Raw genomic sequence first — 21,650 nt, forward strand, 5'->3', positions numbered from 1 at the left:
CGTCTTCGCCTCAGGCAGCACGCAACCTGTCCCGCACTTCCATCAACGCATACCCCAGCAGGTTCAGGCCGCGCCACTGCTCTGGCCGGCTGGCCTTGGCATCGTCCGCTGCGAGGCCAATGCCCCAGATCCGATCCACCGGGCTGGCTTCCACCAGCACTTGGTCCCGCGTGGACAGCAGGTATTCACCCAGGGCTTGATGCTGGCTGAACTTGGCCAGGTTGCCGCGCACCACGATGTCGAAGCGCGCGGCCTGCCATTGCGTGTCATCGAAGCGGCGCACTTCGCGACCCAACTGTTTGACGTCCGCCGGGGTGGTCGCCTTGAGGATGCGCCCGTGGGTTTCCTGGTCGTCGAACAGCAGGGCCTTGCCGGCCATCATGAAGTGCTCGGCGCTGGGGTAGTGAATGCCCTCGAGCTCGAAACCGGTGGCGAACCACTGGCTGAAGCAACTCGGGGAGATGCGCCCGTCGCGGGTCGGCTGGTGCCCCCAGAACATCAGGTAGTCGGGTTTGAGGCCCTGCTTGATCTGCTCCAGCAGTGCCTGGTTCGAGCGAATCGGTGTGTCCATGCTGACTCTCATCATTGTCTGTCCAGGCCATTCTTTGGCCGGTCCGGCGCGCATTGTGTACCGCCGCCCGGCAGGACGCCAATCCGCGTGACGTGCTGTTGTGAAAGACCGGGCAGGGGCCAGGAGCCGGACGCCGAAGAGCAGGCGAAGTGCGCAACATGTTGCGCTCACATCTGTGGATAACCCTGTGCATAAGCCTCTCTGAGGCTAGCCTGGCAAGGCCTGCAATCGGCTGCGCAAGATCTTGCGCGGCACTGCGCAACATGTTGCCCACTTTCCAGGGTATTCGCGCGGAAAATCCTCTGGAAATACCCAGAAAAACACCTAACCAATTGATTCACAAGCACTAATCCATGGCTGGCACAGACCTTGTACTCACTCCTGTACCCACTGGCGATTTCGCCGGGGGCATTTTTCAGTGACTCGCAAGGAGAGCATTCATGGCAACGCCAGCGTATATGTCCGTCACCGGCACCAAACAGGGGCTGATCACCGCCGGGGCCTTTACCGCCGACTCCGTCGGCAACACCTATCAGGAAGGTCACGAAGACCAGGTCATGGTCCAGGGCTTCCAGCACGAAGTGATCATTCCTCGCGACCCGCAGTCCGGCCAGCCCACCGGCCAGCGCGTGCACAAACCGGTGATCATCACCAAGGTCTTCGACAAGGCTTCGCCGCTGCTGCTGGCGGCCCTGACCTCCGGCGAGCGCCTGACCGAAATCGTCATCCAGTGGTATCGCACCTCCGCCGCCGGCACCCAGGAGCACTACTACACCACCACCCTTGAGGACGCGATCATCGTCGACATCAAGGACTACATGCACAACTGCCAGGACCCGGGCAATTCCCACTTCACCCACCTGGAAGACGTGCACTTCACCTACCGCAAGATCACCTGGACCCACGAAGTCTCCGGCACTTCCGGCTCCGACGACTGGCGTACTCCGGTCGCCGGCTAAGGAAGGCCGCTCGACCGCTACACCGCCCTGGCCAGCTCTGCTGGCCGGGGCCTTTTTCAGCCTCCCGCCTCGAGGAACAGGGAATGTTCGCAGCCGCCGACCAGACGCATTTCAGCCTGACCCTGGAAGGCCCGGACCCGGGGTTCCAGGTGCTGGCCCTGCAGGGCCGGGAACGCATCAGCCAACCCTTCGTCTTTGAGCTGGAACTGGTCTGCGAGCGGGCCAACCTGGACCTCGACGCCTTGCTCCACACCCCGGCCTTCCTGCAGCTGGCCAGTGACGGCGGCGGCATCCACGGGCAGATCCAGCGCATCGCCCAAGGAGACAGCGGCCGGCGCCTGACTCACTATCAGGTCAGCCTGCGCCCGCGCCTGGCCTACCTGGAGCAGCGCATCAACCAACGGATCTTCCAGCACTTGAGCGTGCCGCAGATCATCGCCCAGGTGCTGCAAGAGCACGGCATTCTCGGCGACAGCCAGCAGTTCCACCTGGGCACCGCGTACCCCGAACGCCTGTACTGCGTGCAGTACGACGAGTCGGACCTGCATTTCATCCAGCGCCTGTGCGAGGAAGAAGGCATCCATTACCACTTCCAGCACAGCCGCGACGGGCACCTGCTGGTGTTCGGCGACGACCAGACGGTGTTCCCGAAACGGGCGCCGGTGGCGTACCGGCAAGACTCCGGGCTGGTGGCCAGCGACCCGGTGATCAAGGCTTTCGAACTGCGTTTCGAAACCCGCCCCCATCGCGTTACCCGCCGCGATTACGACTTCGAAAAACCGCGCCTGCACATGCAAGCGGCCTGCAAACCCGAAGGCAAGAGCCGCGAGCCTGACCTCGAAGACTACGACTACCCGGGTCGCTTCACCGACCGCGAGCGCGGCAAGCACCTGGCCCGGCGGGCCCTGGAGCGCCACCGCAGCGACTACCGCCTGGCCTGCGGCCGCAGCGACCAGTCCAACCTGCTCAGCGGCCATTTCCTGGCCCTGACCGGGCACCCCCATCCGGCCTGGAACGACCTCTGGCTGTTGACTGAAATCACCCATGAAGGCTGTCAGCCACAGGTGCTGGAAGAGTCCATCACCAGCGACACGCCGCCGCGGGACGGCTTTCACCAGGGCTACCGCAACCGCTTCACCGTCATGCCCTGGGACGTGCCTTATCGCCCGCCCTTGGAACACCCCAAGCCGAGGATTCTCGGCAGTCAGACCGCCAAGGTCACCGGCCCCCCAGACGAGGACATCCACACCGACGCCTACGGCCGGGTCAAGGTGCAGTTCCATTGGGACCGCGACGGCCAGGGCAACGACAAGAGCAGCTGCTGGCTGCGGGTGTCCTCGGCCTGGGCCGGCGCCTGGTACGGCGGTATCGCCATCCCCCGGGTGGGCATGGAAGTGCTGGTGACCTTCCTCGAAGGCGACCCCGACCAGCCGCTGATCACCGGTTGCCTGTACCACAAGGAAAACGTGGTTCCCTACCCGCTGCCGCAACACAAGACCCGCAGCACCTTCAAGACCTTGAGTTCTCCAGGGGGTGGCGGTTTCAACGAACTGCGCATCGAAGACAAAAAAGGCGCGGAGCAGATATTCATCCACGCCCAGCGCGACTGGGATCAACACATCGAGCACGACCAGAAAATCCGCGTCGGCCACCAACGCCACGACACGGTGGAAGCCAACAGCTACAGCGAGTTCAAGGCTGAAGAACACCACACCGTGCACGCCGATCGCAAAGTCGAAGCGCGCACCAGCGATCACCTGAGCATCACCGGCAGCCAGCACCTGAAGATCGGCAGTGGCCTGTTCGTCGAGGCCGGCCAGGAAATCCACCTGGCCAGCGGCCTGAAAGTGGTGCTCGAAGCCGGCAGCGAACTGACCCTCAAGGGCGGCGGCAGCTGGATCAAGATCGACGCCGGCGGCGTGGTCTTCGGCGGCGCCCAGGTCAAGTTCAACGGCGGTGGCAGCCCGGGTAGCGGCAGTGGTGCGGCGCCGTTGTTGCCGGGGCCGTTGCGGCAGGCGGATGGGGATAAGCCGGGGGCCTTGCTGCAACAGCGCCTCAAGGAAGAGCTGCCACTGGTGGAGCTGTGCCAGAAGCCCAAGGGCGGTACGCCCATGCAATGCCCGTTGCAGGATTGCCCCTGCAGGAAAGCCCTGCTGGCCGGGGCCTCGGCATGACGTTTTCATTGCTGCTGGAGCGCACCGAGCAGGTGTTGGAAAAGATCTACCAGGGGGCAGATGATCCTTCGCCCACGCTGCTGTTCGACTCCACCGAACTGGCGGAGTGCCGCGAACAGAGTCCTCTCTGGCTGGACACTGCGCACAACCCCCGGCTCCTTGAATGCGTGAGCCAGGAGCCAGGGTTGTGGCCGGGGCTGATCATCGACAGCGCTGCGTCCACGCAGACCCTGCTGAGCCACCTGCGACACATCCTGTTGGTGCGTTTTGGCGAGGATCGCAAGGGGGTGTTGCGCTACTCCAACCCGACCACGGCCAGTTACCTCTTCACTCTCGACGATGCCCAAAGCCGCGCCACGTGGCTGGGGCCTATTTCGCACGTGCGCTGGTATGGCGGCACCTGGGCGGATCAGGCTCGGGGCGAGCAGCGCTGGTTCAGCGTGGACAACCCTGATGCCGAACACTGGAAAGCCATTCGCGGACAGGTTCCGGCACGCCTCGGCCCGCGCGAGGAACAAGCGTTGCAGCGCCAACGCAAAGAGCACTTCGTTTACCAGTGGTGGAAAAACCAGGGCGATATGGCCTTTGCCCAGGCGTGCCAGTACCTGGACCAAGGCCTCGACAACGGCTTTGTCCAGGCCGGGGAGTTGCACACATTCCTGGCCTTGCGGTCAGGCTATCCCCACCATGAGCTGCCTCCTCTTACGCCAAGCGTCAGCAACGAGGAACGCCTGGAGCTGCTGCAACGCTATCTGCACGACAAGGAGTCCCTGACATGAGCGCCCCCATTAACAGCCTGAGTTCGGGCCCGGCCTGTGAGGCTGGCAAGCTGATTGTCCAGGTCATCGGCAAGAACCATCCCGAGAGCCAGAGGCTGGTGTTGCTGGATCAAGCCCGGAGCCCGCTCAAGGGCGAGCAGGAAACCCTGGAAAAGGAATGCTGCAGCAGTGTGTTGCATGTCTGGGACAGTGCCGGCCTGGCCAAGGGCCAACTGTGCCTGGAAATCGCCACCACCCAGGGCGCGCCCATTCGCCTGCCATTGCTCGACAACCTGCGCCCCACGCCCCGCCAGAGCGATGCCCAGTGGAACCAGGTGGTGCCGGTGCTGCCCTTTGTTGCCTTGCCCGGCAGCAAAAGCGCCTACGACCTCGGCACGCCGGTACTGGCGCGTGACGGCTACGTCTATGTGTTTCATGAAAAACAGCTGTGGCGTGAGCTCGAAGTGCGTATCGAGGGCGGCAAGACCACTTACCACGACATCTATGTCACTCAATATCGTCAGGGTGAAGGCTTCAAGCCGGGTGAACGCAAGGCCAGCGGCCAGGCCCTGGACGACATCTGGCTGCCGGCCAGTTGGAACAACCGGCCAGTGGATGGCTTGCAGCTGTGCTTCTCGGAAGTTCAGCTCAGCGCGCCCCGCCTGCGGCGCCTGGAACAGGACGCCAAGCTGCGTGGCCTTCGCTGCCGGAGCCCCGACCTGCGCAGCGCCGATCAGCGCTTCAAGCGGTTGTACAAGAACCTGCCGGACGGCGCGGCGATGTTGCAGGCCTTTGCCAGTTTTGATGTGCACAACGCCGCCAACCAGAGCGCCGTGGCCCAGGCCAGGACCACCTGGCTCAACCTTCAGTCGAGCGCCTTCCCGGTCAGCGTGACCGCGCCGCAACGCCCCCGGGAGCCGGGCTACGAATGGATGCTCGAACACCCGGGGAGCTACCTGTGCGACCTGTCCGGACAATTCCCCATCGAGGCCAGCACCCAGGCCAAGGCCTTCCTCGACGCCTGCATTGCAGGCAGCGCTGAACAGCCCCATGCGGTTTCACTGGAGCTGACCGCCATCGCCGATGCCCTGCAAGCCTCCTTGCCGGCGCCTGAACCCAAGCCCGGCAGCAAGCCGGAAGCGGAGGGCGAAAAAGCCGATTTATGGCAGGCACAGGACAGCGTGGCCGACGTCCTCGAATCGGCCCGGCAACGCCAACTCTGCGGCGTCTTGCTGGAAGACCCACGCTACCGCGTGCGCCACCTGCACAGGCGCCTCAACACTCATCACCAGCTGCTGATGCTCTGCGCCCGCCGAGCCGCCCAGGAGCCTAACCACGGCAGCGCGCTGCTGGTGCAGCAACTGGTGGTGCCACGCCAGCTCGCGGGGCAGGCCAATGCGTTGCATGCCGGCATGGAAAAACTCAACGACACAGGCAAGCAGGCCATCAACCGCTGCACCGCCACCGTCGAGCGGGCCATGGTCTGGCAGCACATGAACAGCGCCCAGGACCTGCTGAGCGAATGCCTGGAGCAGGGCGTTACCCAACAAACCTTCGCCGACCACCTGAGCCTGGAGGGCTTCGACTACCTGGCCGCGCTGTTCACCCTGAGCCAGGCCATGGCTAGCATCGCCCTGCCGCCGGGGCGCCTCGACCCGTTGTCGCCCACTGGCGACGTGGTGGATGCCGTGACCGGCGTCAGCCTGTACAGCCCCAAGGCCAGCCGTGCGCAGAAATTGCTCAGCAGTATTGCCGAAGACACGGCCTCGCCCTGGCACCAGATGCTGTGGCCGGCCAGCGACGTGGAAACGGTCTGCGTGCCCTACAAGGTCCCGACCCAGAATGACCGAAACCTAGGCGATGGCTGCTTTCGTCCGACCGAGTTGGCCAAGCATGAAAACCAGACGCCACCTTCCCCCGCGCAACAGACACTGCTGGATAGCGGCCTGCTAGCCAAACTGCTGGTCGAAGGTCGCCTGGACACCTTTCTCACGGCCAACGGCAAAAATACCAGCGCCGCACTGATCGTTTTTTTCGAAAACCTGCAAGGCGCCGTGGACACCGCACTGGCCGCGACCACTACTCTCGGCAATGCTGCCAAACAGGCCGAGAAAGCCGCTGCCGGCAGCAGAGCCGCCAGCCATTTGGCCAATGAACGGTTGAATCAAATGCGCCAGCGCCTGGGAGCGGAGGCGAGGCCGGTCAACATTGCCTTGCATAGTCGTGGCGTGCAGCAACTACGCAGCATGTTGCCCGACACCTTTGCGCTTGCTCACTTTGTACGGCGCGCAGCGGTAACCCAGGATCTCTACCTGTTCGGCCTGCAGGACCTGCCCACTCGTCAGGCAAGAGCGATCACCGTCCACGGTGAGTTTCTCAGCCCAACGGGCGAGGTGCTGGGCAGCACCAACCGCACGCGCATGCCGGCAACGGGCGTGACCAGCGCCAACCATCTGGTGCTGGCTATCCCGGTCAGTGCGCCCGTCACTCAGTTGATCAGAGAGATGAACCAACAGATCAACGCCGCCCAACAGGCAGACGCCGTCGCCGCGGCTGACGCGGCAAACAGCACCCGCGCCAGAAGCGCCTTGAACGATGCTCGTGAGCATATAAGTCAGCAGCGGGAGAAAATTCATACTTGGCGAGTGTTGAACAGCCGGCCTTTTGCGGCGGCGGTGTTGATGTTGGAGATGTGGAATGTAAGGGCGGAGGTGCAAAGCAAAGAAAAAAATATTAGGGAAAAAGGCGAGCTAAGGGCCGTAGGAAGTACAGCTGGAGCTTACATTGACTTAGTTGTTGCGATGGAAGCTTTGACTATAAAGTTTACAGGCAGTCAATCAACAGAAATTTTTACAAGAAGAGCGTTTTATACAGTTTCCGGTGAAGCACTAAATAAGCGACTAGGTAGTACATTAGGAGAAGTTATAACAAAAGATTTGTCTGCCCGGTTGATTATTCAATCGATCGGAGGTCTGATCTTTGCCGGGGTAAGTATCTATGACGCCTGGTATGCCTGGCAATGGAACGATCAGGCCATGTATGGCTATCTGCTAATGGCCGGCGGTGCACTTTCAAGTGTCGCCGCCGGCTGGCTCAGCGGCATGGCCCCGGTACTTGGCATGCACCCATTGAATTGGGTGGCTTTGCTATTAATCGGCATCGGCTCTGGTCTTGTGCTCTGGTTGAGCAGCACCCCACTGGAAGATTGGTTAAATGTCGGGCCTTTTGGAAGCCGAGACGGTTCCTCAAACCAACACCTGCAAGATCCGCAAGAGGCCTTTTACCGCCTGCTTGGTGTGCTCGCGGGCATCAGCATTACCGTTGGGCGCAACCCGCTCTTCGAGCCCAATGCCAAATTGGACGCTCGGGAGGAAGTGCCCCACTCAGTACGTAGTGCCGATACCTTGATTCGTATAGAAAGCCGCCTTCCAGGTTTACTTGGCAGCTTGGGGAGCGTTGATATTGAGGCTGATTGTCGACTTTGCGAAACAGTTACTTACTACAGCATCAAAGGCTCGCCCTACCGTACTGATATTCAAACACCCATCATGTGTTCGATACCCAAGGCTCAGCGGCTGTTCAACGACAGTCTTGAACTCTATTTTTCTACCCCTCCTGCCAATACAGATCCATCTCCCTTCAAAACCCGTAACTGGTACTGGGCGGTTCGCGCACAACTTATATTGAAGGGCAGTGGAGAAAGCCGCCATTTTCCTGCTCCGGGAGTTAAGGATCCAACACTTTATGGGCCAGCTCATGCTAAGGCCAACTTTAATAAGACTGAACTCCCATTTTGGGCCGATGAAAAAGCCCATAAGGTGTCAAGTAATGAATGATTTATTAGAGCCGGTGCAATACTACGGACAAGAAGCATACAGTCCTGACAATATTTCAGGTCAATCTGAATCGGCAGAGCGAAGCTGGCTAATTAAGTTTACAGGAGTGCGTTTACCTTGGGGGAGTACTCAGGAGGTAGTGCCAATCCGTATCATGCAAGATCCAAAACCTGAAAGCATGCGATTTTGGGAAAAGGCTGAAAAAGAAAAAATAATAAAAATAAATAATGGCACTTATGTTTCTCCACCTTTAGAGGGTGTTGAGCTTCATCAGAGGTATGATCAAGAAAGGTTTAGGTATGCTCAGCTTCCATTTCGCTCGCAGTTTTGGTTGTTTATGTGGGGGGGGTGTAAATGGGTTTTTGTAATTCTATTAGTGTTCATGGCTTTAGCCCACTTTACTATTATGCCTGCATCACAAAAAACTCCGTGGCAGTTTACGGTTGATATGTTTGTTGATCTCTACTCATGGGTATTAGGTGTTCCCCTTGTGTGTTGGGGGATAGGTAGTCTTGTCGTAAATTATTTTCCGAATATTTGGTTTCGCCCCCCTAAAGGCCCTCTCTGGGAGCTCAATCGTCGCACCGGCCTTGTCACCGTCTTCGATTACAAACGCTTCAAAAAAGAAGGCGTTATCGATGAGGTAGTAGCGCCGTTCTACGAGTTCGACGCCTATATCGTCAGTAGCCCGGATCGTCAGGGCCTGCCTATGAATGGCCTGTTCCTGATCCATCGCTATCGCGATATTCGCATTAACTTCAACAACTTGATTGCACCTGACAACACTCTGCAAAGACCCTGCGCCTTATGGGACTTCTTCCAGAACTTCATGGATGTCAGCCGTCCCCTGCCCGATATTCCCAAGTACGAGCCCTTTCGCCATTTGGACCCGGTCACCGCCGAATACGACCGTCAACACCAACGCCCACCGCGTTACTGGATCGATATGGACGATGAAACCTTCAAGGCCAAGGTCAAGGAAATGCTCGGGAAAATTGATGCTATCGATACGTTTAATCGCCCAAACTTGATGGCAAACCATGTGCAATACAATGAGTGAGTTAGTTGCATCACAAACTTATTACGGGCGGATGGCGTACAGTCCAGGACATGTCCCAGATCAATCCGAATCCACAGAGCGAAGCTGGCTACTTAAGTTTTCAGGCCAACGTTTACCTTGGGGAAATACTCAGGAAGTAGCGCCGAGCCGTATCATGCAAGATCCAAAACCTGAAAGCATGCGCTTTTGGGAAAAGGCTGAAAAAGAAAAAATCATAAAAAAATCTAATGGTACTTATGTGTCGCCGCCTTTAGAAGGCGTTGAACTTCATCAGAGGTATGATCAAGAAAAGTTTAGGTATGCTCAGTTACCATTTCGCTCTCAGTTTTGGTTGCTGATGAATAGTGCTGGTATGTTGGCTTTTATAGTTTTGCTGCCTATTTCTCTTCTGTCTTTTTTTTCTGGGATGCTCTCGATTGAAGGAGATTCGATTGAATTAGCTATAGAGGCATTAAAAGGGTTTTTCTCTTGGATACTGGGTATTCCTCTTCTGTGTTGGCTTGTAGGGCACATTGTAGTTAATTATTTTCCGTATATCTGGTTTCGCCCCCCTAAGGGCCCTCTCTGGGAACTCAATCGTCGTACGGGTCTAGTCACATTCTTCGACTACAAACGCTTTAAAAAAGAAGGCGTTATTGATGAGGTCACTGCTCCGTTCTACGAGTTCGATGCCTATATCGTCACCAGCCCGGATCGTCAGGGCTCGCCCATGAATGGTCTGTTCCTGATTCATCGTTACCGCGATATTCGTATCAACTTCAACAATCTGATCGCTCCCGACAACTCTCTGCAAAGACCCTGCGCCTTATGGGACTTCTTCCAGAACTTCATGGATGTCAGCCGTCCCCTGCCCGATATTCCCAAGTACGAGCCCTTTCGCCATTTGGACCCGGTCACCGCCGAATACGACCGTCAACACCAACGCCCACCGCGTTACTGGATCGATATGGACGATGAAACTTTCAAGGCCAAGGTCAAGGAGATGCTGGGGAAGATTGATGCTATCGACACCTTCAGCCGGCCCAATCTGATGGCCCGGCATGTGGAATACCGTGACTGAAACCAGTGCTCTGGAGGGAGGCGAAGCGAGTAGTTGATTCACCCTGGCAGGCAGCAATAACTGGGTACTTTTAATTAATGAGGCAAGGACGTTTCAACATGGCAGAACGTTTGATTTATTGGTTTTTCATCTCGGTGCTCGGTCTTGCGGGAGCCGGTGCTGTCGGGTTTTTTCTGTACAAGGCGTGGGTGGCTTTTCAATGGAGTGACAAGGCTTATTGGGGATTCCTGGTGCTCGCCCTCGGTGTAGGGCTGTTTGCCTATATCAATACCAAGAAGCTGTATGGCACCTGGATGGGCCCTTCGTCGGAGCCCGCGCAGGAGCAAGACAAGACCGCCGGTTGACCCCCAAGGAGGCCAACCGGGCAGGTTTGACCGAGGCCTTTACGCCTCCAGCCGCCACTGCAAGGCGTCCAGGGCATCGCAGCCGTCTTGCAGCAGGTGGGCGGCGTTGACGAAGTGGTTCAGGTCGCGTTCGTCGACGCCTTTGAGGCTCAGGCAGTTGAGGCTGTGCAGCAGGTCGCGCGAGGCCTTGATGCGTTGCACCGCGCCGCCGTGCAAGTCCGCTGCCGGGGCGTCGCGGTCGAGGTGGAACACTGGGGTAGGGGTGAGATTGCTGTGTAGCGGGATGAAATCAGACATAGCGCACCTCCGTGTTTTTTGAGGAGCTACTACCTTTTGCGGCTAAACAAAGAGGGTGGCAGCTGCACGCGGGTTAGCCGACCAGAGGAATTCACGGAACCTCCGGCACACCCGAAGGTGTCCCGCGCACAGCCGCCATAGCAAAATGCCAGGCAGCAAAAAGCGCCGGCATTATAGGCAAGCGCTTGTGCGTCCGTGAACAGGCTCGACCGGCTAAGATCGGCCGCCGATGCATCGGCGACCGGGCAACTATGCGGTTCCCCCTGCGCTGCAACAACCGCCAATGTGTTGCCATTACCTACAGCCGGCCTTCGACTCGATCATTACCCTCAGCGTAACGATCCAACGCCGCGCTTGATTGATGCCCCCCGTTTTCACTCCTAAGGTTGTTGCCACGACAGCGAACCCGTGGAGTGAGCATGACAACAATAATTTCCCCCGACGCGCGCTGGTCGCGGCGGCGCAGCGAAAAGCAGCGCCGCCTCGAGCAGGTGCGGGCCCTCGCCGATGGCGTGGTGTTGCCGACCGACAAGATTGTCGCGGCGCTGGAGGCGCTGATCCTGTCCGGCGACCGGGTGGTGCTGGAGGGCAACAACCAGAAGCAGGCGGACTTTCTCTCCCGCTCCCTGGCCAAGGCCGACCCGGCCAAGCTGCATGACCTGCACATGATCATGCCCAGCGTCGGCCGCTCCGAGCACCTGGACCTGTTCGAGCGCGGCATCGCCCGCAAGCTGGACTTCTCCTTCGCCGGTACCCAGAGCCTGCGCATCAGCCAGTTGCTGGAAGACGGGCTGCTGGAAATCGGCGCCATCCACACCTACATCGAGCTCTATGCGCGGCTGGTGGTGGACCTGATCCCCAATGTGGTGCTGTCCGCCGGCTTCATGGCCGACCGCGCCGGCAACATCTACACCGGCCCCAGTACCGAGGACACCCCGGCGCTGATCGAGCCGGCGGCTTTCAGCGACGGCATCGTGATCGTCCAGGTCAACCAGTTGGTGGACGACGTCAGCGAGCTGCCCCGGGTCGACATTCCCGCGTCCTGGGTGGATTTCGTGGTGGTGGCCGACAAGCCGTTCTACATCGAGCCGCTGTTCACCCGTGACCCGCGCCACATCAAGCCGGTGCACGTGCTGATGGCGATGATGGCGATTCGCGGCATCTACGAAAAACACAACGTGCAGTCGCTGAACCACGGCATCGGTTTCAACACCGCGGCCATCGAGCTGATCCTGCCCACCTACGGCGAATCCCTGGGGCTCAAGGGCAAGATCTGCCGCAACTGGACCCTCAATCCCCACCCGACCCTGATCCCAGCCATCGAAAGCGGCTGGGTGGACAGCGTGCATTGCTTCGGCACCGAACTGGGCATGGAGAACTACATCGCCGCGCGCCCGGACGTGTTCTTCACCGGCCGCGACGGCTCGCTGCGTTCCAACCGGATGTTCTGCCAGCTGGCCGGGCAGTACGCGGTGGACCTGTTTATCGGCGCCACCTTGCAGGTGGATGGCGATGGGCATTCCTCCACCGTGACTCGCGGCCGCCTGGCCGGTTTCGGCGGTGCGCCGAACATGGGCCACGACCCGCGCGGGCGGCGCCACGGCACCCCGGCCTGGCTGGACATGCGCGTAGACCCGAGCGATGCCCCTCAGGCCATGTTGGAGCGCGGCAAGAAGCTGGTGGTGCAGATGGTGGAAACCTTCCAGGAAGGCGGCAAACCGACCTTCGTCGAGACCCTGGACGCGGTGGACGTGGCGCGCAAGAGCGGCATGCCCCTGGCGCCGATCATGATCTACGGCGACGACGTCACCCACCTGCTGACCGAGGAGGGCATCGCCTACCTGTACAAGGCCCGTTCCCTGGAAGAACGCCAGGCGATGATCGCCGCCGTGGCCGGAGTCACCGTCATCGGCCTGCGGCACAACCCCAAGGACACCGCGCGCATGCGCCGTGAAGGCCTGATCGCCTTGCCCGAAGACCTGGGCATCCGCCGCACCGACGCCAGCCGCGAGCTGCTGGCGGCGAAAAGCGTCGCCGATCTGGTGGAGTGGTCCGGTGGCTTGTACAACCCACCCGCCAAGTTCAGGAGCTGGTAATGCACGCACTCAACCTGCAATCACACCCCCTGAGCCTGGCCGAGCGCCTGGCGGACCTGGCGGTGGACGCGCTGATCGACGAGGCCGACCTGTCGCCCAAGCCGGCCCTGGTGGACCGCCGAGGCAATGGCGCCCACAGCGACCTGCACCTGGGCCTGATGCACGCTTCGGCCCTGGCCCTGTGGCCGGCGTTCAAGGAAATGGCCGAGGCGGCGCTGGCGTTCGGCGCCGTCGGCCTGCCCCTGCGCGAAGCCCTGGGGCGCATCGGCCGCGAAGGCGAGCAGGCCATGCTCGCCACCACCGGCGGGGTGAATACCCATCGCGGGGCGATCTGGGCCCTGGGCCTGCTGGTGGCCGCGGCCGCGCTGGAGCCTCAAGCCACAGCGGCCGGCAGTGTCGCGCTGCGGGCCGCGCGCCTGGCCCTGCTGGAGGATCGTTATGCCCCACGGCCCCTGAGCCATGGCGCCCAGGTAGCCCTGCGCTACGGCGTGCACGGCGCCCGCGAAGAAGCCCAGCAAGGCTTTCCCGCCGTGTTGCAACGGGGGCTGCCGCAGCTCAAGCGCAGCCGCGCCCAGGGCCATGGCGAACAGAACGCCCGGCTCGATGCCTTGCTGGCGATCATGAGCCAACTGGCCGACACCTGCGTGCTCTACCGCGCCGGTGAACAGGGCCTGCACGCCATGCAGCAGGGCGCCCGGGCGGTGCTCGATGCCGGTGGCAGCGCCAGCCTCGCCGGGCGCCGCCGGCTGCACGAACTGGACCTGCAACTACTGACCTTGAATGCCTCGCCCGGCGGCGCCGCCGACTTGCTGGCGGCCAGCCTGCTGCTGGACCGGATCGAATCCGCCGATGCCTTTCACCAGGGAGCGAACTGATGGAAACCTTGTCCTTTGAATTCCCCGCCGGCCAGCCCGGCCGTGGCCGCGCCCTGGTGGGCTGTGTCGGCTCCGGCGACCTGGAAGTGCTGCTGGAGCCGGGGCAGCCCGGCAAGCTGACGATCCAGGTGCAGACCTCGGTGAATGGCAGCGCCTCGCGCTGGCAGCACCTGTTCGAGCGCATGTTCGACGGCCAGACACCGCCGGCGCTGCTGATCGACATCCATGATTTCGGTGCCACCCCCGGGGTGGTGCGCTTGCGCCTGGAACAGGGCTTCGAGGAGATCGGCCATGACTGACAGCGCACATCTGTTGAACAAGCACAGCTTCGTTGAACTGGGCGCCCGGCAGCGCGCTCGGGCCTTGCTGGACGCCGGCAGTTTTCGCGAGCTGCTGGACCCGTTCCAACGGGTCATGTCGCCCTGGCTGGCGCGCCAGGGCGTGGTGCCCCAGGCCGATGATGGGGTGGTGATCGCCAAGGGCAGCATCGACGGCCGGCCGGTGGTGGTGGCCGTCATCGAAGGCGCCTTCCAGGGCGGCAGCCTGGGTGAAGTGGGCGGGGCGAAGATCGCCGGTGCCCTGGAACTGGCCGCCGAGGACAACCGCAACGGCATCCCGACCCGGGCCGTGCTGCTGCTGGAAACCGGTGGCGTGCGCTTGCAGGAAGCCAACCTCGGGCTGGCGGCGATTGCCGACATTCATGCGGCGATTGTCGACCTGCGCCAGTACCAGCCGGTGATCGGCGTGGTGGCCGGCAGCGTCGGCTGCTTTGGCGGCATGTCGATTGCCGCCGGGTTGTGCAGTTATCTGCTGGTCACCCAGGAAGCGCGCCTGGGGCTCAACGGCCCGCAGGTGATCGAACAGGAAGCCGGGCTTGAGGAATACGACTCGCGGGACCGACCGTTCATCTGGAGCCTGACCGGCGGCGAGCAGCGTTTCGCCAGCGGCCTGGTGGACCGTTATGTGGCCGACAACGTGGCGCAGATCCAGGCCCAGGTCCGCGAGCTGCTGGCCCTCGGCTTGCCGCAACGGCAACGCAGCCGCGAGGCCGAACACTACCTGCAACGTCTGGCCCGTCTGGACACCACGCCACAAATCGATGCCGCGACGGTTCGCGATCTGTATCAAGGAGACCGCTCATGAGTGCTTGTTCGTTGCGGGGCCTGAACTGGTTCAACGCCCTGAGTGAAGGTGCCACGCCGGTGGCCGGCCTGCCGCCGTCGCTGCGGGTGGCCGATGGCGAACTGGCGGGGCAGCCAGTGCGTTTTATCGCCGTGGTGGCTGACCCGGAGAATCGTTTTCCCCGTGCCCGCCAGGGTGAAGTCGGCCTGCTGGAAGGCTGGGGCCTGGCCAAGGCCGTGGATGAGTTGATCGACACTGACCGCGACCAGCCCCACAAGCGGGCGCTGGTCGCCATTGTCGATGTGCCGAGCCAGGCCTATGGCCGGCGTGAAGAGGCCCTGGGCATTCATCAGGCCCTGGCCGCCGCCGCCGACAGCTATGCCCGGGCGCGCCTGGCCGGGCACCCGGTGATTGCCCTGCTGGTGGGCAAGGCCATGTCCGGGGCCTTTCTGGCCCACGGGTATCAGGCCAACCGCCTGATCGCCCTGCGCGACCCGGGGGTGATGGTGCACGCCATGGGCAAGGCCTCGGCGGCGCGGGTCACCCTGCGCAGCGTCGAGGAGCTGGAAGCCTTGGCCGCCAGCGTGCCGCCCATGGCCTATGACATCGACAGCTACGCCGGCCTGGGCCTGCTCTGGGAAACCCTGTCGGTGCGGCAGGTCGAACAGCCCACGGCCGAGGATCGGGTCGCGGTCGAGGAATGCCTGCTGGCGGCCATCGCCGATGTACGGGCCACGAGCGTCGACCTGATCGGCCGGCTGGGGGCGGCGAACCGGGCGGCGTCGAGCCGGGTCCGCCAATTGCTGCGGGAACAATGGTGAACGGCCTCGGCCCCTGGCTGCCCCACGACCTGCTGTGGGGCATGACCCCGGCGCAGTTGGCCGCCGACGCGCCGGATTGGGCCTTTGCCGTGCTGGAGGCGGGGCAACCGGTGGTGGTGCGGCGGGCGCTGACGGCGCCGGGGCAGATCGCGGTCGGCCTGCGCGGTAGCAGGCGCGAGCAACGCTATCCGGCGTTGCTGGCGCTGGAGTCGGTGCAGCGTGGGGTGCGTCCCGAAGCGTTGTGTCATGTGCGCGGCTCGCGCTCATTGCCGGCGCTTCAGGCGTTGCAGCAACTGCGCGGCGAGCTGGATGCCCTGGGCCTGGTCTGGGGCGTCAGCGGCAGTGCCGGTTTCGAGCTGGCCTCTGGGGTGGCTGCGCTGCATCAGCACAGTGACCTGGACCTGATCCTGCGCACGCCGGAACCCTTTTCCCGGGCTCAGGCCCGGGAACTGCTGGCCCTGCTGGAGCACGCCGAGTGCCCGGTGGACCTGCAACTGCAGGTTCCGGCCGGGGCCGTGGCGCTGCGTGAATGGGCGGGAGCGGCGCCTCGGGTGCTGCTCAAGAGTGCCGAGGGCGCGCGCTTGGTCAGCGACCCTTGGTGCCCTCTGGAGCAGGTGGCATGAGCAGCCTGTTGGTGTTTCCGGGCCAGGGCGCGCAGCAGCCGGGGATGCTCCAGCGTCTGTCGCCAAGCCCGGAAACCCGGGCCTGCCTGCAGGAAGCCAGCGAGGTCCTGGGGGAAGACGTACTGAGGCTGGATTCGCCCCAGGCCCTGGCCAGCACCCGGGCGGTGCAGCTGTGCCTGCTGATCGCCGGCGTGGCCAGTGCCCGGACCCTGCTGCAAGCGCCGCTCCGGGCGGACTATGTGGCGGGCCTGTCCATCGGTGCCTATCCGGCGGCGGTGGTGGCCGGGGCCCTGGGCTTTGCCGATGCCTTGCGCCTGGTGAGCCTGCGCGGCGAGCTGATGCAGCAGGCGTATCCACAGGGCTATGGCATGACCGCCCTGATCGGCCTGGACCTGGCGACGGTGGAAGGGCTGCTGGCTCAGGTTCACAGCCCGCAGACGCCGGTGTACCTGGCCAATATCAACGCCGACAGCCAGGTGGTGATCGCCGGCAGCGATGCGGCGATGCAGGCGGTGGCCGAGCTGGCTCGGGGTTGCGGAGTCGGCGTGGCCAAGCGTCTGGCGGTCAGCGTGCCGTCCCATTGCCCACTGCTGGAGCAACCGGCCCAGACCCTGGCCGCGGCCTTTGCCGAGGTGCCCTTGCAGATGCCCGTGCTGGGTTACCTCAGTGGCAGCCGGGCGCGGCCGCTGCGCACGCTGGAGCAGCTGCGCGACGACCTGGCGTTCAACATGTGCCGGGTGGTGGACTGGCGCGGCACCGTGCAAAGCGCCTACGAGCGCGGGGTACGCCTGCAGATCGAATTGCCTCCCGGCGCGGTACTGACCGGGCTGGCCCGCCGGGTGTTTGCCCAAGGGACGGTGATCGCTTTCGACGGCGCGCGCCTGGACACCCTGCAAGCCCTGTTGAGTGAGGAGGGAAGCCGCGACCGATAGAGCACCGACTCAGGCTGACGAAGCACAAGAACAACAACTTCGACGATGCACTTTGAGGACAACAACAATGATTATCTACGGTGTGGCACTGCTGGCGATCTGTACCCTGGCAGGGGTGATTGTCGGCGACATGCTTGGCGCGTTGCTGGGTGTGAAGTCCAATGTCGGCGGGGTCGGCATCGCCATGATCCTGCTGATCTGCGCCCGTTTGTGGATGCACAGGCACGGCGGCATGACCAAGGATTGCGAGATGGGCGTCGGCTTCTGGGGCGCCATGTACATTCCGGTGGTGGTGGCCATGGCTGCCCAGCAGAACGTGGTGACCGCGTTGCATGGCGGCCCGGTGGCGGTGCTGGCGGCCATAGGTTCGGTGGTGCTTTGCGGGTGCACCATTGCCCTGATCAGCCGGACTCACAAGGGCGAGCCCTTGCCCGCCGAGCCGCTGGAGCCGGGTGTGAACGCCGCACCGGCAGGAGGGCGCTGAGATGTGGGATTTGATCGAGAAAGGCCTGGAACACAACGGTCTGGTGACTGCCTTCGCTTTCGTCGGGGTGATCATGTGGATTTCAGTGCTGCTGTCCAAGCGCCTGACGTTTGGCCGCATTCACGGTTCGGCGATCGCCATTGTCATCGGCCTGGTGCTGGCCTGGGTCGGCGGCACCTTGACCGGTGGGCAGAAGGGCCTGGCGGACCTGGCGCTGTTTTCCGGCATCGGCCTGATGGGAGGGGCCATGCTGCGGGACTTCGCCATCGTCGCCACGGCCTTTGAAGTGCAGGCCACCGAGGCCCGCAAGGCCGGGATGATCGGCGCGGTGGCGCTGCTGCTGGGCACGGTACTGCCGTTCATTGTCGGCGCGAGCATTGCCTGGGCCTTTGGCTATCGCGATGCGGTGAGCATGACCACCATTGGCGCCGGTGCGGTGACCTACATCGTCGGCCCGGTGACCGGGGCGGCCATTGGTGCCAGTTCCGACGTGGTGGCCCTGTCAATTGCCACGGGGCTGATCAAGGCGATCCTGGTGATGGTGGGCACGCCCATGGCGGCGCGCTGGATGGGCCTGGACAACCCGCGCTCGGCGATGGTTTTCGGTGGTCTGGCCGGAACGGTGAGCGGCGTGACGGCGGGCCTGGCAGCCACCGACCGGCGGCTGGTGCCTTACGGCGCCCTGACCGCCACCTTCCACACCGGCCTGGGCTGCCTGCTGGGGCCGTCGCTGCTGTTTTTCATCGTCCGCGGCCTGGTGGGCTAACCCCCGGCAGGAGGCGGCTTGCCGGCGAAGAGCCCCTTCTCGGATGCCTACGCTGGCAAGCCAGCTCCTACGCGGGGGCTCAGGACGCGCCCTGGCGGTTGGCGTACATCCGGCACTCGGCCAGCAGCGCCAGGAGGTTCGGGTCGCGCTCCTTGGCCTTGAGAAACACCACGCCGATATGTTGCTGCAGGCGGTAGCGCGCCTGCAGCGGTATCAGTTTCACGCGGTTTTCATACACCGCTGCGATCCTTCCTGGCAGCAACGCATAACCGACCCCGGAACTGACCATGCTCAGCAGGGTGAAGATGTCGTTGACCTGCATCGCCACCTTCGGTTCGAACCCCGCCTGCTTGAACACCCGCACCCCGTCCTGATGGGTGGCGAACCCCTGGGTCAGGGTGATGAAGGTGGCGTCGCGCACGTCGGCCAGGTCGACTTCGCGCTGCTGGGCGAAGGGTGAATCGGCCGGGGTGGCGAGGAAGATATCGTCGGAAAACAGCGGCAATTGCTCGCAGTCCGGGTCGTTGACGCTGTCGTCCAGGGAAATCAGGATGGCGTCCACTTCCATGTTCTTGAGCTTGTACAGCAGGTCGATGTTGGAGCCCAGGATCAGGTCGATATTCAGCTCGCTGCGGCGCAGCTTCAGGCCCATGATCAGTTGCGGCACGGTTTTCACCGTCAGCGAGTAAAGCGCGCCGAGCTTGAAGCGTTCTGCAGAGAAGCCCGCCGCTTCACGGGTCAGGCGCACGCTCTCGACCACGTCTTGCACCAGCTTCTGCGCGCGTTCTTCCAGCACGAAGGCGCTTTCCAGCGGCGTCAGGTTGCGCCCTTCGTGCTTGAACAGCGGGCAGCGCAGGGCGTTTTCCAGGGAATGGATGGCCCGGTGCACGCTGACATTGCTGGTCTGCAACTCGGCGGCGGCGCGGGCCAGGTTGCCGGTGCGCATGAAGGCCAGAAACACTTCGAGCTTTTTCAGGGTCAACTCTTCGTCGATGAGCATGGTCTGGCCTCGGCTGATGAGGGGCTGATGATGCCCGATGAGTCCGAAAGTGGCCGCTGGTTTTTTATCCGCCGAGCCCCCATTGAGCTATTGCGCTTTCAAACTGCAGGCCTGAGCCTTGCGTGTTTTTTCATGTTTCAAGGGTGAGTGACCGATGTATCACGGAGAAAGATTCAACGCCTGGACCCACTTGCTGGGGGCGATCGCGGCGTTTGTCGGCGGCATCTGGCTGGTGGTGTTGGCCAGCCTCGATGGCAGCCCGTGGAAGATCGTCAGCGTGGCGATCTACGCCTTCACCTTGCTGGTGCTCTACAGCGTGTCCACGGTCTATCACAGCGTGCGCGGCCGGGCGAAGAACATCATGCAGAAGGTCGATCACTTTTCGATCTACCTGCTGATTGCCGGCAGCTACACGCCGTTCTGCCTGGTGACCCTGCGCGGGCCCTGGGGCTGGACCCTGTTCGGGATTGTCTGGGGGCTGGCGCTGATCGGCATTCTCCAGGAGATCAAGCCGCGTTCCGAAGCGCGGATCCTCTCCATCGTGATCTACGCGGTGATGGGCTGGATCGTCCTGGTGGCGGTCAAGCCGCTGCTGGCGGCCCTGGGAACCGCCGGGTTTACCTGGCTGGCGGCGGGCGGGGTGCTGTACACCGTGGGCATCATCTTCTTCGCCCTGGACAGCCGCCTGCGCCATGCCCACGGCATCTGGCACCTGTTCGTGATCGCCGGCAGCCTGCTGCATTTCGTCGCCATCCTCTTCTACGTCCTGTAGACGCCGGCTTGTCGGCGAAGAGGCCCTCTGGATTTGCCCCGTGCTGGCGAACGTTTTCGCTGGCCAGCCAGCGTCTACAGAGGATGGTCGAGTTGGGCCTGGGCCTGGCGGGCGAAGATCTCCAGCAGGCTGGCCAGGGTGTGGGGCGGCGGTTCGGCGGCGCGGATCACCGCGTACAGGGTGATCGGCAGCGGCGGGCTCAGGGGCCGGATGACGGTGCTGGCGGTTGATGCGCCCAGGGCGGTGAACGGGTCGATCAGCGCCAACCCGGCGCCGGACTCGACCATGGCCCGGGCCAGGGAGTAGGTCTGTACGGCAATACTGATCCGCGGCGGCGGCTCCACGGCCTTGAGGTAGCTGTCCAGGCGCGCCGACAGCGGGTCGCTGCTGCTCAGGCCAATCAGCGGTGCATCCGCCAGTTCCATCAGGGCCAGCGGTTGGCCGCGCACGGTGGGCGGCCAGTAGTCCAGCGGCGCCAGGGCCACCAGCACGCCCTCGGCCAGGGGCTGTGCGCAGAGCCCGGGGTGATCGGGGCGTTGCAGGGTCAGGGCCACGTCGATTTCCCGCATCAGCAGGTTCTGCACCAGCTCGCGACTGTGGGCGCTGGACAGTTCGCACAGGCTGTCGGGGTAGAGGCGGGTCCATTCACGGATGGCCGGCGGCAGCAACGCCAGGGCCAGGGCCGGGGTGGCGCCGATGCGCAGGCTGTGGCCCGGCGCCCGGCGCAGGTTCTGGGCCAGGCGCCGCACGCCTTGCAGGCTTTCGCTGACCTTGTCCACTTCGCGCTCCAGCTCCAGGGCTTCCGGAGTCGGCTGCAACTTGCCCCGCACCCGCAGGAACAGCGGGAAACCCAGCTGCAGTTCGGCGTGCTGCAGGACCTTGGTCACCGCCGGTTGCGAGACGTGCAGCAACTGCGCGGCGCCGCTGATGGAACCGGCCTGGCGGATGGCCTGGAAAATTTCGATATGACGCAGGCGCATGGGGCAGTCCATAACCTTTGTTTATGGGAGGTGCATCTTTATTCATTGTCCGGCGCCTGTCACCTGCCCCTAACCTTGGGCCATCGAACAACGTGCCATCGAACAACGTGCCGTCGAACA

General features: G+C 62.8%; 21 protein-coding genes. 17 read left to right on the top strand and 4 right to left on the bottom strand.

Annotated features, from left to right (window positions below; all coding sequences use genetic code 11):
• Nucleotides 1–10: 10 nt before the first annotated feature.
• A complete protein-coding gene (locus LXM55_RS14720) occupies nucleotides 11–571 on the bottom strand; it encodes an NADAR family protein (RefSeq protein WP_233321003.1) in 561 nt (186 codons plus the stop codon).
• Nucleotides 572–1,011: 440 nt separating this feature from the next.
• Between LXM55_RS14720 and LXM55_RS14725 the strand changes: the two genes are divergently transcribed.
• The 7 genes from LXM55_RS14725 to LXM55_RS14755 all read left to right on the top strand — a co-directional run bounded on the left by LXM55_RS14725 (nucleotide 1,012) and on the right by LXM55_RS14755 (nucleotide 10,762).
• Entirely contained in the window at nucleotides 1,012–1,530 is a 519-nt protein-coding gene (locus LXM55_RS14725) for an Hcp family type VI secretion system effector (RefSeq protein WP_072452493.1), read from the top strand.
• An 83-nt stretch (nucleotides 1,531–1,613) separates the two neighbouring features.
• Nucleotides 1,614–3,704: a type VI secretion system Vgr family protein gene (gene tssI, locus LXM55_RS14730; RefSeq protein WP_233321004.1), complete on the top strand. Its 2,091-nt coding sequence runs from the start codon at nucleotides 1,614–1,616 to the stop codon at nucleotides 3,702–3,704.
• A complete protein-coding gene (locus tag LXM55_RS14735; RefSeq protein ID WP_233321005.1) occupies nucleotides 3,701–4,483 on the top strand; it encodes a DUF4123 domain-containing protein in 783 nt (260 codons plus the stop codon). Before tssI ends, LXM55_RS14735 begins: the two co-directional genes overlap by 4 nt.
• Nucleotides 4,480–8,298 carry a hypothetical protein gene (locus LXM55_RS14740; RefSeq protein WP_233321006.1) on the top strand — a complete coding sequence of 1,273 codons (3,819 nt, stop codon included), beginning with the start codon at nucleotides 4,480–4,482 and terminating at the stop codon, nucleotides 8,296–8,298. The genes LXM55_RS14735 and LXM55_RS14740 overlap by 4 nt, the downstream gene beginning before the upstream one ends.
• A gap of 154 nt (nucleotides 8,299–8,452) precedes the next feature.
• On the top strand, nucleotides 8,453–9,358 hold the full coding sequence (locus tag LXM55_RS14745; protein WP_233321048.1) for a hypothetical protein: 906 nt from the start codon (nucleotides 8,453–8,455) through the stop codon (nucleotides 9,356–9,358).
• A gap of 154 nt (nucleotides 9,359–9,512) precedes the next feature.
• Nucleotides 9,513–10,418, top strand: a complete 906-nt coding sequence (locus LXM55_RS14750) for a hypothetical protein (RefSeq protein WP_233321049.1) — start codon at nucleotides 9,513–9,515, stop codon at nucleotides 10,416–10,418.
• Nucleotides 10,419–10,516: 98 nt separating this feature from the next.
• The gene (locus LXM55_RS14755; RefSeq protein WP_233321007.1) at nucleotides 10,517–10,762 is read left to right on the top strand and encodes a hypothetical protein; all 246 of its coding nucleotides are present in this window, start codon (nucleotides 10,517–10,519) and stop codon (nucleotides 10,760–10,762) included.
• 39 nt (nucleotides 10,763–10,801) lie between these two features.
• Here LXM55_RS14755 and LXM55_RS14760 read toward each other — a convergent pair whose 3' ends face one another.
• On the bottom strand, nucleotides 10,802–11,059 hold the full coding sequence (locus LXM55_RS14760) for a hypothetical protein (protein ID WP_233321008.1): 258 nt from the start codon (nucleotides 11,057–11,059) through the stop codon (nucleotides 10,802–10,804).
• A 419-nt stretch (nucleotides 11,060–11,478) separates the two neighbouring features.
• On the opposite strand from LXM55_RS14760, the gene mdcA reads away from it, so the two are divergent.
• The 9 genes from mdcA to madM all read left to right on the top strand — a co-directional run bounded on the left by mdcA (nucleotide 11,479) and on the right by madM (nucleotide 18,778).
• Nucleotides 11,479–13,155, top strand: a complete 1,677-nt coding sequence (gene mdcA / locus LXM55_RS14765; protein WP_233321009.1) for a malonate decarboxylase subunit alpha — start codon at nucleotides 11,479–11,481, stop codon at nucleotides 13,153–13,155.
• Nucleotides 13,155–14,030: a triphosphoribosyl-dephospho-CoA synthase gene (locus tag LXM55_RS14770; protein ID WP_233321010.1), complete on the top strand. Its 876-nt coding sequence runs from the start codon at nucleotides 13,155–13,157 to the stop codon at nucleotides 14,028–14,030. Before mdcA ends, LXM55_RS14770 begins: the two co-directional genes overlap by 1 nt.
• Complete coding sequence (locus LXM55_RS14775) at nucleotides 14,030–14,329, top strand: malonate decarboxylase subunit delta (RefSeq protein ID WP_047289704.1); 300 nt, start codon at nucleotides 14,030–14,032, stop codon at nucleotides 14,327–14,329. Before LXM55_RS14770 ends, LXM55_RS14775 begins: the two co-directional genes overlap by 1 nt.
• On the top strand, nucleotides 14,322–15,173 hold the full coding sequence (locus LXM55_RS14780) for a biotin-independent malonate decarboxylase subunit beta (RefSeq protein ID WP_233321011.1): 852 nt from the start codon (nucleotides 14,322–14,324) through the stop codon (nucleotides 15,171–15,173). The genes LXM55_RS14775 and LXM55_RS14780 overlap by 8 nt, the downstream gene beginning before the upstream one ends.
• Entirely contained in the window at nucleotides 15,170–15,973 is an 804-nt protein-coding gene (gene mdcE / locus LXM55_RS14785; RefSeq protein ID WP_233321012.1) for a biotin-independent malonate decarboxylase subunit gamma, read from the top strand. The genes LXM55_RS14780 and mdcE overlap by 4 nt, the downstream gene beginning before the upstream one ends.
• Entirely contained in the window at nucleotides 15,970–16,596 is a 627-nt protein-coding gene (locus LXM55_RS14790) for a malonate decarboxylase holo-ACP synthase (protein ID WP_233321013.1), read from the top strand. Before mdcE ends, LXM55_RS14790 begins: the two co-directional genes overlap by 4 nt.
• Nucleotides 16,593–17,528 carry a malonate decarboxylase subunit epsilon gene (gene mdcH / locus LXM55_RS14795; RefSeq protein WP_233321015.1) on the top strand — a complete coding sequence of 312 codons (936 nt, stop codon included), beginning with the start codon at nucleotides 16,593–16,595 and terminating at the stop codon, nucleotides 17,526–17,528. The genes LXM55_RS14790 and mdcH overlap by 4 nt, the downstream gene beginning before the upstream one ends.
• 67 nt (nucleotides 17,529–17,595) lie before the next feature.
• Nucleotides 17,596–18,012 carry a malonate transporter subunit MadL gene (gene madL, locus LXM55_RS14800; protein WP_232643756.1) on the top strand — a complete coding sequence of 139 codons (417 nt, stop codon included), beginning with the start codon at nucleotides 17,596–17,598 and terminating at the stop codon, nucleotides 18,010–18,012.
• Nucleotide 18,013: 1 nt separating this feature from the next.
• The gene (gene madM / locus LXM55_RS14805) at nucleotides 18,014–18,778 is read left to right on the top strand and encodes a malonate transporter subunit MadM (RefSeq protein WP_232643757.1); all 765 of its coding nucleotides are present in this window, start codon (nucleotides 18,014–18,016) and stop codon (nucleotides 18,776–18,778) included.
• Nucleotides 18,779–18,857: 79 nt separating this feature from the next.
• On the opposite strand, the gene LXM55_RS14810 is transcribed toward madM, so the two are convergent.
• Complete coding sequence (locus tag LXM55_RS14810; protein ID WP_233321017.1) at nucleotides 18,858–19,778, bottom strand: LysR family transcriptional regulator; 921 nt, start codon at nucleotides 19,776–19,778, stop codon at nucleotides 18,858–18,860.
• A 154-nt stretch (nucleotides 19,779–19,932) separates the two neighbouring features.
• On the opposite strand from LXM55_RS14810, the gene trhA reads away from it, so the two are divergent.
• On the top strand, nucleotides 19,933–20,550 hold the full coding sequence (gene trhA, locus LXM55_RS14815) for a PAQR family membrane homeostasis protein TrhA (protein WP_233321018.1): 618 nt from the start codon (nucleotides 19,933–19,935) through the stop codon (nucleotides 20,548–20,550).
• A 74-nt stretch (nucleotides 20,551–20,624) separates the two neighbouring features.
• Here the strand turns inward: trhA and LXM55_RS14820 are convergent, their stop codons facing one another.
• Nucleotides 20,625–21,530: a LysR family transcriptional regulator gene (locus LXM55_RS14820; protein WP_233321020.1), complete on the bottom strand. Its 906-nt coding sequence runs from the start codon at nucleotides 21,528–21,530 to the stop codon at nucleotides 20,625–20,627.
• Between the last annotated feature and the right edge of the window lie 120 nt (nucleotides 21,531–21,650).

This window comes from Pseudomonas sp. Au-Pse12, assembly GCF_021341665.1.
Taxonomy (GTDB): Bacteria; Pseudomonadota; Gammaproteobacteria; order Pseudomonadales; family Pseudomonadaceae; genus Aquipseudomonas.